Source organism: Rhodoplanes roseus, from assembly GCF_003258865.1.
GTDB lineage: Bacteria > Pseudomonadota > Alphaproteobacteria > Rhizobiales > Xanthobacteraceae > Rhodoplanes > Rhodoplanes roseus.
Genome location: NZ_NPEX01000190.1, coordinates 1 through 11,705, shown reverse-complemented (window position 1 = coordinate 11,705; position 11,705 = coordinate 1). Strand labels below are relative to the sequence as shown.

At 67.0% G+C, this 11,705-nt stretch carries 8 protein-coding genes and 2 pseudogenes; 9 read left to right on the top strand and 1 reads right to left on the bottom strand.

Translation table 11 applies throughout. The annotated features are described in order from the left end of the window. Positions 1 to 343: 343 nt before the first annotated feature. The 7 genes from CH341_RS21860 to CH341_RS21830 are packed head-to-tail and all read left to right on the top strand — an operon-like array spanning position 344 to position 6,532. Positions 344 to 1,210, top strand: coding sequence for an ABC transporter substrate-binding protein (locus CH341_RS21860; protein WP_111421095.1), 867 nt, complete (start codon positions 344 to 346; stop codon positions 1,208 to 1,210). A gap of 38 nt (positions 1,211 to 1,248) precedes the next feature. Beyond that, the gene (locus tag CH341_RS21855; protein WP_111421094.1) at positions 1,249 to 2,115 is read left to right on the top strand and encodes an amino acid ABC transporter permease; all 867 of its coding nucleotides are present in this window, start codon (positions 1,249 to 1,251) and stop codon (positions 2,113 to 2,115) included. A gap of 12 nt (positions 2,116 to 2,127) precedes the next feature. Further along, positions 2,128 to 2,889 (top strand): amino acid ABC transporter ATP-binding protein, encoded by a 762-nt coding sequence (locus CH341_RS21850; RefSeq protein ID WP_111421093.1) that lies wholly within the window; start codon positions 2,128 to 2,130, stop codon positions 2,887 to 2,889. Positions 2,890 to 2,925: 36 nt separating this feature from the next. Further along, positions 2,926 to 3,582, top strand: a complete 657-nt coding sequence (locus tag CH341_RS21845; RefSeq protein WP_146604569.1) for a TetR/AcrR family transcriptional regulator — start codon at positions 2,926 to 2,928, stop codon at positions 3,580 to 3,582. 27 nt (positions 3,583 to 3,609) lie between these two features. Continuing rightward, the gene (locus CH341_RS21840; RefSeq protein ID WP_245431182.1) at positions 3,610 to 4,269 is read left to right on the top strand and encodes an RraA family protein; all 660 of its coding nucleotides are present in this window, start codon (positions 3,610 to 3,612) and stop codon (positions 4,267 to 4,269) included. A 53-nt stretch (positions 4,270 to 4,322) separates the two neighbouring features. After that, complete coding sequence (locus CH341_RS21835; protein ID WP_111421096.1) at positions 4,323 to 5,534, top strand: pyridoxal phosphate-dependent aminotransferase; 1,212 nt, start codon at positions 4,323 to 4,325, stop codon at positions 5,532 to 5,534. Between the two features lie 11 nt (positions 5,535 to 5,545). Continuing rightward, complete coding sequence (locus CH341_RS21830) at positions 5,546 to 6,532, top strand: M14 family metallopeptidase (protein ID WP_111421090.1); 987 nt, start codon at positions 5,546 to 5,548, stop codon at positions 6,530 to 6,532. Positions 6,533 to 6,625: 93 nt separating this feature from the next. Here the strand turns inward: CH341_RS21830 and CH341_RS21825 are convergent, their stop codons facing one another. Then, positions 6,626 to 9,439 (bottom strand): [protein-PII] uridylyltransferase, encoded by a 2,814-nt coding sequence (locus CH341_RS21825; RefSeq protein WP_111421089.1) that lies wholly within the window; start codon positions 9,437 to 9,439, stop codon positions 6,626 to 6,628. 330 nt (positions 9,440 to 9,769) lie between these two features. Here CH341_RS21825 and CH341_RS21820 point away from each other — a divergent pair. After that, positions 9,770 to 10,738, top strand: a pseudogene (locus CH341_RS21820) (aliphatic sulfonate ABC transporter substrate-binding protein); the annotation flags it as partial. Then, positions 10,725 to 11,522, top strand: a pseudogene (gene msrP / locus CH341_RS21815) (protein-methionine-sulfoxide reductase catalytic subunit MsrP); the annotation flags it as partial. The pseudogenes CH341_RS21820 and msrP, both read left to right, overlap by 14 nt. Between the last annotated feature and the right edge of the window lie 183 nt (positions 11,523 to 11,705).

The following is an 11,705-nucleotide window of genomic DNA, read 5'->3' as shown; positions in this document are numbered from 1 at the left end:
CGGCCGAGTCGAGGAAGGTGATCGGCCTGCTCACCGAATCCTACATGCTGCGCCGCTACTCGGCCGAGCTCGAGCGCCGCCGCCAGGAGATGCTCGGCGAGGGGTGATGCCCCTACCCCGCCGCGGCGGCGTTGCGACGGGCCGCCGGGGGCCCGCCCGCGCCGATCCCCGTCGGCCGCGACCGCGAGCTCCGACGCCGCCTCCCGTTCCGAGAATGCCTTCTTATTATTTGTGAGCCGTCCTGCCCACGAACTCGCCCATTATGCCCAAAGAATCGCCTTGATGGGGCATATTTTCGAGAATACGTTCTCATTCTTCGGAACACCCGAGCGGGGAGTGAGCCTTGAACCGTCGATCTCTCTTGTGCTTCGTATTTTCGGCCGCGTGTGTTTTCGCCCATCCGGGAGCCGCACGCTCCGAGACGGAGCTCACCCGCCTGCTGCCCCAGGACGTTCGCAGCGCCGGCGTGCTCAAGATCGGCGGCCCGACGGCGATCGCGCCTTACGTTTTCGTCGATGACAAAGGCCAGACCAAAGGCGTCATCGTCGACCTGATCAGCGCCGTGTCGAAGAAGCTCGGGGTCGGCGTCCAGTTCAACAACATCAGCTATTCGGCGCTCATTCCGGCGCTCGGCGCCGGCCGGGTGGATGTCGGCATCGGGACGTTCACGGACACGCCGGCGCGGGAAGAGCAGATCGACTTCGTCGATTACATCAAGACCAACATGGTCCTGATGGGCCGACCGGAGACGCGCGCGAAGATCCAGTCGATCGCCGACCTGTGCGGATCGACGGGGGCGACCCCGAGCGGTTCGACGTCCGAGATTCTGATGCTCGGGCAGGTGGAGAAGTGCAAAGCCGAGGGTCGGCCGCGCATGACGGTCCTGGTCGTTCCCACGCCCGCCGAGGCTCAGCTGCAGGTGGAGACCGGGCGCGCCGCGGCCTTCGTCCAGGCCTACGGGGTCGGCATCGGCATCGAAGCCAGCAACCAGAACGTCGTCATCCTGGGCAAGCCGTTCCGCACCGAGTACCACGGCGCCGGCGTCCGCAAAGGCAACAAGCAGCTCGCCGATGCGCTGATGGCTGGCTTCAAGGCCATCATGGACGACGGAACCTATGCGGAGATCCTCAAGGCCTATCGGCTGGACTCCCTCGCCCTGTCCGAGCCGGTGCTGAACGGCGCGACATCGAAGCCGTTGCCGGTGGAATGAGCGCCGCGTCCGGACAACGGGTCGAGAGGTCGCCCCCCATGGCCTTGCAGAGCGTCGCTCCGAAACTCCTGCCCCCGCGCCATCCGTTGCGGACGGCGTCCGCCTGCGTGGTTCTGGCGCTGCTCGCCGCGCTCGTCGCGTCGCTCGCGAGCAATCCCAACATGCAGTGGTCCGTCGTCGCGGACTATCTCTTCGGCTCGCAAATCCTCTACGGACTCGTGAACACGATCGTCCTGACGGTGCTTTGCATGGCGATCGCCATCGTGATCGGCATCGTCCTCGCGATCATGGGAATGTCGCGCAATCCGGTGCTGTACTTCGTGGCGCAGGGCTACATCTGGTTCTTTCGCGGCGTCCCGCTCCTGGTCCAGCTGGTCTTCTGGTTCAATCTCGCTTTACTCTGGCCCCGAATCGGCCTGACCGTGCCGCCGCTCGGCATCGACCTGTCGGTATCGACCAACGACCTGATCACGAGCTTCGTCGCCTCGGTGCTCGGCCTCGCATTGCACGAAGCGGCCTACATGGCGGAGATCGTCCGGGCCGGCCTGTTGGGCGTCGACTCCGGCCAGACGGAAGCCGGCCGATCACTCGGGATGAGCGACAACCAGCTCATGCGCCGCATCGTCCTGCCGCAGGCCATGCGGATCATCGTTCCGCCGACCGGCAACCAGTTCATCTCGCTCCTCAAGGCGACCTCGCTCGTCGCCTTCATCGCGGGCGGCGAGCTGATGACCGCGGTGCAGAACGTCTACTCGCACAATTTCCGGGTGATTCCCCTGCTGATCGTCGCTAGCATCTGGTATCTCGTGGTGACGACACTCGCCACAGGCCTGCAGACCTATCTCGAACGGCGCGTGGGCAAAGGCTTCTCGACGGCGGCCTCTCCGTCGGCGCAGCGCGGCTGACGGAGCTGTCTCATGCAGACGATGGTTCGACTGTCCGGCCTGTGCAAGTCGTTCGGCCCGCATCGCGTGTTGCGCGACATCACGCTCGATGTCGCCGCCGGAGAGGTCGTGTGCGTGATCGGACCGTCCGGCTCCGGCAAGAGCACGATGCTCCGCTGCATCAACCATCTCGAGAAACCGGATTCGGGCACGATCACGGTCGACGGCGAGCTGATCGGCTACGAGCGCGAAGGCGACAATCTGAGAGAGCTGTCGTCGAAGCGCATCGCCGCGCAGCGCGCCAAGATGGGCATGGTGTTCCAGCGCTTCAATCTGTTCCCGCACCTGACTGTGCTTCAGAACATCGTCGAGGCGCCCGTCGCGGTCCGCAAGATGCCGAAGCAGGTCGCCGAGGCCGAGGCCATGCGCCTGCTGAAGCTGGTCGATCTGACCGAGAAGGCGTCGGCGTATCCGTCGGCGCTGTCGGGCGGACAGATGCAGCGTGTCGCCATCGCACGGGCCCTGGCGATGCAGCCGCGACTCGTCCTGTTCGACGAGCCCACGAGCGCGCTGGACCCGGAGCTGGTCGGCGAGGTGCTGGAGGTGATGCGGGAGCTGGCGACCACCGGCATCACGATGATCGTGGTGACGCACGAGATCTCCTTCGCCCGCGACATCGGCGACAAGCTCGTCTTCATGGCCGAGGGGCAGATCGTGGAGACGGGCGAGCCGAAAGCCGTCATCGAGGATCCCAAGCATGCACGCACACGCGAGTTCCTGTCGCGATTCCGATGAGGCGCGTGCCCGGATGCGAACGCCGGAGGTGATCCGATGAAGAGGCTCGCACGAGGCGTCGAGGGATCATCGGCGTCCAGCCCTCGTGTCGAGATGCGCCGCGCCCAGTTGGTCGATGCGATGGCCTCGACGCTTCGAAGAGGCGTAGTCCCGACGACCTTGGTGGATCTCGCCAAGTTCGCCGAGATGTCGACGGCCACCGCCTATCGTTATTATCAATCGCTCGACGAGGTCGCGCAGGCCTACCTCGTGAGGGTCATGACGGAGCTGCGCGACTTCGACGCATCCCGGCCGGAGACCGGCCGGGAATTGCTGCGCGTCGTCAGCCGGCACTGGGTCGGCATGGTCCTGGAGCACGGACCTGTCCTAGTCCAGATCCGCTCGCGGCGCGGCTTCTTCGATCGGCTGCACGGCAAGGTCACCAGCACGGTCCGAGGCCACGAAGCACGCAAGCGAGCCCTCTGCGGCGTGCTCGCCGAGGAGAATCTCCCTGCGAGCATGCAGGACGACGCAGCCATGCTCTACAACACGATGTTCGATCCCCGCGACATCCTCGACCTGGTCAATCTGCGTGGCCTCGGCGCGGATCACGTCACGGATGTGCTGATCGAAGCCTTCGTTGGCGCTCTCAAAGGTTGGAATCTGGGCATTCGAACGGCGGAATCCGCCACCACGAAGTCTGCAGCGAAGTGAAGGAGACTGCACATTTACGGGTTTCGCGTGGCCGAGGCGCAGCGCCGGATCGACCGGACGCTCGTCGAACGATATCGAGAGCTGCCGGTCGCCACCGTCAGCGACAGCATGTTCCGCATCTCCTCGTTGGGAGCCCGGATTCGCCCGCTTCACGCCGGCGGAACCGTGCTGGCCGGCCCAGCGCTCACGGTGCGCACACGCCCGGGCGACAACCTGATGATCCACAAGGCCATCGATGTCGCCTTGCCGGGCGACGTCATCGTCGTCGACGCGGGGGGTGACCTCACGAACGCCCTGGTCGGCGAGCTCATGCTGTCCTACGCACGAACCCGCGGCGTCGCAGGCTTCGTGTTGAACGGCGCCGTTCGGGATCTGAAGTGGATCAAGAGCAACGATCTGCCGGTCTATGCCGCGGGGGTCACCCATCGCGGCCCGTACAAGGACGGCCCCGGCGAAGTCAACCTTCCAATCTCCGTCGACGGGACGGTCATCGAAGCCGGAGATCTGGTCCTGGGTGACGACGACGGAGTGCTGGTCGTGCCGATCGACGAGGCCGCGGCGCTGCTCGAACGCGCGACAGAAAAGCACCTCGCGGAACTCCGGCAGGTCGAGGCGATCCGTCAGGGACGGAACGCGCGTGGCTGGGTCGACGAGACACTTCGCGCGCGCGGCTGCGAGATGGAATGACGACGTCGACGGCCGCGACTCGATCCGGTCCGGCGATGCATGGAGACATCGAGATGCTGCAGGTTTCCGACGCGTTGCGTCGCATCAGACCCCCGGCGACGATCGCGGCGACCGGAAAAGCGAGGGACATGCGTGCAGCCGGCCGGGACATCGTCACGCTCAGCATCGGAGAGCCGGACTTCGACACGCCCGTCCACATCAAGGAAGCGGCGTGCGCCGCCATTCGGCGCGGCAGGCTGGGCTATCCACCCGTATCGGGGATCCCCGAGCTGCGCATTGCGGTCAGCGAAAAGTTCCGACGCGAGAACGGAGTCGACTACGAGCCCAAGGAGATCATCGTCTGCTCGGGCTCGAAGCAGGTCATCGCATGCGCTTTCCTGGCGACTCTCGATTCGGGTGACGAGGTCATTGTTCCGGCGCCGTACTGGGTCTCGTATCCGGACATGGCTTCGATGTTCGGAGGAACACCGAAGTTCGTGCAGACGCGCCCCGCCGACGGCTTCAAGTTGAGAGCCGCGGACCTCGAGGCGGCGATCGGTCCGCGAACGCGCTGGCTCGTCTTGAACTCGCCCAACAATCCGACCGGTGCGACCTACACGAGAGCCGACTACCGTGAGCTGACCGATGTCCTGTTGCGCCATCCTCACGTCATGCTCATGACCGACGACATCTACGAGCACCTCGTCTACGGGGACGAGCCGTTCGTGACCCCGCTCGCCGTCGAGCCGCGCCTGAAGGATCGCACACTCACGATCAACGGCGTCTCCAAGGCCTACTCGATGACGGGGTGGCGGATCGGCTACGGCGGCGGACCAGCAGCTCTGATCTCGGCGATGGACAAGGCGCAGAGCCAGCTGACCGGCGGAGCTTCGGTGCCGGCGCAGTGGGCCGCGATCGCGGCTCTCACCGGCGATCAGAGTCATCTCGCAGCCCGGCAGGATTCCTTCCGCGCCCGCCGCGACCTCGTGGTGTCGCTGCTGAACCGTGCTCCCGGCCTCGATTGTGCGACCCCGTCGGGGGCCTTCTACGTCTTTCCGTCGTGCGAGGGGCTGGTCGGACGCAAGACGCCGGGGGGCCGGACGATCGCGACCAGCGCGGACTTCGCCGACGCGCTGCTGGAGGACGAGGGCGTCGCCGTCGTCGCGGGCGAAGGGTTCGGCTTCGCCGGCCACGTCCGCGTGTCCTACGCGGCCGCGGACGACGTGCTTCGTGAAGGGTGCAGCCGCATTCGGCGGTTTTGTGAAAGTCTGACGTCGGGCTACTGAGGAATCCGAAGATGAAGAACACCATCACGGTCGGAACCGCATCCGCACCGGCCGGCGGGCGCGCCCGCGGCATCATCAGCGTCAACACGCTGGCCAACGGCGACACGGTCGCGCTGCCCGTCCACGTCGTCAACGGGGCGAGCGACGGGCCGCGCCTGTGGATCAACGGAGCTCTTCACGGCAACGAGTTCAACGGCGTGATCGCGGCGCTGCAGTTCGTCCAGACGATCGACCCGGCTACGCTTTCGGGCGCCGTGATCGTGACCCCGATCAGCAATACGCTCGCCTTCTTCGCCCGAAGCCGCTTCAGCCCGCAGGACGACGGCAATCTCGGCGAGAGCTATCCTGGTTCTCCCGACGGCTCGATCACCAAGCAGATCGCGTTCCACCACTTTCGCGAGATCCGGGCGAATGCCGACTATCTCATCGACCTGCACGCCTCGGGCGTGAACAACAACTCGAAGTCCTACTCGGTCTTGAAGTATGTCGGGCGTCCGGAGACCGAGAAGCGCGCCGTGGATCTGCTGATGGCGAACGGAATCCACCTCAACTGCGGGGTGGACACGCTGGGCGAGAACGACGAGCCCGTGCCGCTTGCGGGGTCCCTCGATCTCGAATGCATGAAGCTCGACATCCCGGCCTTCATGCTCGAGCTCGGCCATGCCCGACGGGTCGAGCACGCCGTGGTTCGATCCGCAGCGGACGGCTTCGTGAACTCGCTGCGTCATCTCGGGATGATCGCGGGCGAGCCGCTGAAGCACGCCGATCAGGTCCTCACCAAGGCCAGGTTCATCGTCCGGTGCTCCAAGGCCGGCCTGGTGGTTCAGGCGTGCAGCCCGCACGATCAGGTCAAGGCGGGTGAGATCATCTGCCGCGTCTTCGACCCGTTCGGCGATCTCGTGGAGGAGGTGAGGGCCGAGAAGGACATGTTCATCATCAGCCTCAAGGACGACTGCGTGGCCAACCCGGGCGATCGCGTGGCCTTCGGCGCCGCCTGACGGGGTCGCGCCCTTGTGGACGCCGGACGCTCGCGATCTAAGTCGCGCGTCGGATTCGACATGGCGTCACCCGGGTCGGCCTGATGCCGCCCCCTACCCCACCGCCGCGGCGTCGTCGGTCGCCGGGGTGCGTTCGGGGCGCGGGGCGAAGGGCTGCAGCAAGGCGCGCTTGATGGTGGCGATGCGGGTCGGCGAGGTGATGCGGGCGCCCATCAGGTCGGTGACGTAGAACACGTCGACGGCGCGCTCGCCGAAGGTCGCGACATGCGCCGAGGTGATGTTGAGGTTGAGCTTCGACAGCGTCGAGGTCAGCTCGTAGAGCAGGCCCGGCCGGTCCAGGCCGGAGACCTCGACCACCGTGTAGCGGTGCGACCACTGATTGTTGACCGACACCTCGGGCTCGACCCGGAAGGCGCGGATGCGGCCCTTGCCGGGGCCGCGCCGGGCCAGCATGTCGGGCAGCGTCATCTCGCCCCGCAGGCCCTTCTCGATCGCCTCGGTGATGCGGCCGGCGCGGCGCGCCTCGTCGTCGTCGCGCTCGAACTCGCGCGACACCGAGATGGTGTCGAGCGCCAGCCCGTCGGTCGTCGTGTAGATCTGCGCGTCGACGATGTTGGCACCGGCCGAGGCGCAGGCGCCGGCGATGACGGACAGCAGCCACGGATGGTCGGGCGCCAGCACGGTCAGTACCGTGACGCCGCGATGCTGGTCGAAGGCGAAGCGGGTCGCCAGCGGCAGGCCGGCCGCCTCGGTCTCCTGCACGAAGCGGGCGTGGCCGATCTGGGCCGGCAGGTCGACCTTGAGCCAGTAGGCCGGGTAGTGGCGGCCGATGTACTTCTCCACCGCGTCGGGCGACCAGTCCGACAGCTCGAGACGGAACGCCTTCTGGGCGGCGGACACGCGCTGGGCGCGGTTGACCTCCGAGAAGCCGCCGGTGAGCGCCGGCTCGGCCTCGTAGTAGAGGGCGCGCAGGAGCTGCGCCTTCCAGCTGTTCCACACGCCCGGGCCGACCGCCTTGATGTCCGCCGTGGTCAGCATGGTGAGGAGCTTCATGCGCTCCAGCGACTGCACGATCTGGACGAAGTTCTCGATGGTGCGGCGGTCCGACAGGTCGCGCGACTGCGCGATGGTCGACATCACCAGGTGATACTCGACCAGCCACGACACCGTCTCGGTGTCGGCCGCCGACAGACCGAAGCGCGGGCACAGGTGACGGGCGATGCGGGCGCCGGCGACCGAATGATCCTCGGGCCGGCCCTTGGCGATGTCGTGCAGGAACATCGCGACGTAGAGCAGGTCGCGGTGCTCCGGCTGGATGGTGCGCATCAGCTCGTTGGAGAGCCCGTATTCCTCGCTCTGCCCGGCCTCGATCTCGGCCAGGACGCCGATGCAGCGCAACAGATGCTCGTCCACGGTGAAGTGGTGATACATGTTGAACTGCATCATCGAGACGACGCGCCCGAACTCCGGCACGAAGCGGCCGAGCACGCCGGCCTCGTTCATCCGCCGCAGCACGATCTCGGTGTCGTTGCGCCCGGTGAGGATCTCGAGGAACAGCCGGTTCGCCTCGGGGTCGGCGCGCAGATGCTTGTCGATCAGCTTGAGCGAGCGCGTCGCGGTGCGCATCGCGTCCGGATGGAAGGCGAGGCTGTGCTTCTGGGCGAGATGGAAGATGCGGATCAGGTTGGTCGGGTCGCGCGAGAAGACGTCCGGATCGGCGATGTTGATGCGGTTGTTGTCGACGATGAAGTCGTCGCTCTCGCGCAGCGTCCGCTGCGGCCGCGGGCGCAGCCGGTTGACGAAGCGGTTGAGCATCGGCACGTCCTTCTGGTGCCGGCTCTCGAGGCCGGCACAGAGGATCGCGGTGAGATCGCCGACGTCCTTGGCGATCAGGAAGTAGTGCTTCATGAAGCGCTCGACGTCCTGCATGCCGGGATGCTCGGTGTAGCCGAGCCGCACGGCGAGATCGCGCTGGATGTCGAAGGAGAGCCGCTCCTCGGCGCGGCCGGTGACGAAATGCATGTGGCAGCGCACCGACCAGAGGAAGTCCTCGCAGCGCTGGAACAGCTTGTATTCCTGGCGGTCGAACACGCCGCGCTCGATCAGCTCCTCGGGCTTGTGCACCCGGTAGACGTACTTGGCGATCCAGAACAGCGTGTGCAGGTCGCGCAGGCCGCCCTTGCCGTCCTTGACGTTGGGTTCGACCAGATAGCGCGACTGGCCGACGCGCTTGAGCCGCTCCTCGCGCTCGGCCAGCTTGGCGGCGACGAACTCCGGCCCGGTGTTCTGCACCACCTGCTTGTCGAAGCGGGTCACCAGCTCGTCGTAGAGCGACTGCTCGCCGAACAGGAAGCGCGCCTCCAGGATGGCGGTGCGAATCGTCATGTCGGCCTTGGCCTGGCGCACGCTCTCGTCGATCGAGCGCGTCGCGTGGCCGACCTTCAGGCCCATGTCCCACAGGCAGTAGAGGATCGCCTCGGCGATCGACTCGCCCCAGGCGGTCTGCTTGTAGGGGAGCAGGAACAGGAGATCGATGTCGGAGCCCGGCGCCATCAGGCCGCGGCCGTAGCCGCCGGTGGCGACCACCGCCATGTGCTCGGAGTCGGACGGGTTCTGGGTCGAATAGAGGTGGGTCGAGGCGAACTGGTAGAGCAGCGCGATGATGGCGTCCTGCATCTCGCACAGGCGCTCGGCGCAGCGGCGCCCGTGCTTGTCGGCGAGCAGGAGCTGCTCGGCCTTGGCGCGCCCGTCGGTCACCACGGTCTTGAGGCGCTGGGCCACGACGGTGCGCAGCTCGCGCTCCCGCCCCGGATACTCGTGGGCGAGCCGGTCGAGGTCGGCCGCGACGGCCTCCACGTCGAACAGCTCGCAGGTGGGGCGGAGCGGCCGGTCCATCACGTCGGTCATGTCTCTGGATAGCGAACCCGACGCACGGTGTCACGAGCGCCGTGACGCGGGCGCAAGAACCGCGTTCTGCGGCCAGCCGGGTTCGGGAGAAAATCCTGCTCCGAACCGCTAAATACAAGTAATTCCTGTATTATTGACCATTCGGCCGGGCTGCGTCAGGGTTTTTCCGCACGTCGGGACCGTCGCCGGCCCGGCGCGCTCTTCATCCGAACCTCGACGATCCGGGCGGTGCGCCCCTCGCACCGTCCGGGTTCCGGCGGGCCGAACGCCCGTCCCACCCCGGCCGCGGACGCATGCTCGACCCCGGCCGATCGCCAGTGCGGAGGTGTCATGTCGTCGGTCTCGCGTCGCGCTACCACGGGCCTGTTGGCCGGTCTCGTCCTCGCCGCCGCCGGTCCGGCGCTCGCCGCCGACCCGCCGAAGGAGATCCGGCTCGACTGGGCGACCTACAATCCGGTGTCGCTGGTGCTCAAGGACAAGGGGCTCCTGGAGAAGGAGTTCGCCAAGGACGGCATCACGATCCGCTGGGTGCAGACGCTCGGCTCCAACAAGGCGCTGGAGTTCCTCAACGCCGGCTCGATCGACTTCGGCTCGACGGCCGGCTCGGCCGCGCTGGTGGCGAAGATCAACGGCAACCCGATCAAGTCGATCTGGGTCTACTCGCGGCCGGAATGGACCGCGCTGGTCACCCGCAAGGACTCTCCCGTCGCCTCCGTCAAGGATCTGAAGGGCAAGCGCGTGGCGGTGACGCGCGGCACCGATCCGCACATCTTCCTGGTCCGCGCGCTGCTCGACGCCGGGCTGACCGAGCGCGACATCACCCCGGTGCTGCTGCAGCATCCGGACGGCAAGACGGCGCTGATCCGCGGCGACGTCGATGCCTGGGCCGGGCTCGACCCGATGATGGCGCAGGCCGAGGTGGAGGACGGCGCCAGGCTGTTCTTCCGCAACAAGGAGGCCAACACCTGGGGCATCCTCAATGTCCGCGAGGCCTTCCTGAAGGATCACCCCGGGCTGGTGCAGCGGGTGCTCGCCGTCTACGAGGAGGCTCGCAAGCAGGCGCTGGCCGATCCCGAGGGGCTGAGGACGACGTTCGGCACGGTGACGAAGCTGCCCGCGGCGGTGGTGAAGAAGCAGCTCGAGGAGCGCACCGAGCTGACCCACAGCCGCATCGGCGCGGCGCAGCGCTCGTCGATCCTGGCGGCGGGCCTCGCCCTCCAGCAGGCCGGCGTGATCGCCGCCTCGGTCGACGTCGCGGCGACGGTCGACGCGCTGATCGACGACCGCCTCGCTCTACCCGGCCAAGCGCAACGAGGCTTTTGCGCTCGACCGGCCCGTCACGGACGAGCAGGTGAACCTGAACTACAACAACTTCTACGAGTTCAACATGTCGAAGTCGGTGGCGAAGCCGGCCCAGGCGCTGAAGATCCGGCCCTGGACGATCGCGATCGACGGCATGGTGGAGAAGCCGTTCGAGATCGGCATCGACGACCTGCTCAAGCAGGTCGCGCTGGAGGAGCGCCTCTACCGCCACCGCTGCGTCGAGGCGTGGTCGATGGCGATCCCGTGGACCGGCTTCCCCCTGGCCAAGCTGGTCGAGATGGCGAAGCCGCTCGGCTCGGCCAAGTACGTCCGCATGGAGACGTTCAAGGATCCGACCGTCGCGCCGGGCCAGCGCCAGACCTGGTATCCGTGGCCCTATGTCGAGGGCCTGACCATCGCCGAGGCGACCAACGATCTCGCCTTCCTGGTCACCGGCGCCTACGGCAAGCCGGTCGCCAAGCAGATGGGCGCGCCGCTGCGCCTCGCGGTGCCGTGGAAGTACGGCTTCAAGTCGATCAAGTCGATCGTGCGCTTCACCTTCACGGACAAGCAGCCCAAGAGCTACTGGGAGGCGCTGCAGTCGGCCGAGTACGGGTTCTGGGCCAACGTGAACCCCAAGGTGCCGCATCCGCGCTGGAGCCAGGCGAGCGAGCGCGTCATCGGCACCGACGAGAGCCGCCCGACGCTGCTGTTCAACGGCTATGGCGAGCAGGTCGCCGGCCTCTATACCGGCCTGGAGAAGGAGCGCCTGTGGACGTGAGGGCGGGGGGACCGACCTGTCTCTCTCTGCCCTCGTCCTGAGGCGCTCGGGCGAAGCCCGAGCCTCGAAGGGCGGGGGCGGCCCCGGCGTCGCTTGGGGCCGCATGGTTCGAGACGCGCTCCTGCGGAGCGCTCCTCGGCATGAGGCGGCGGCGACCCGAACGAAGCACCGCGCATAAAAAAC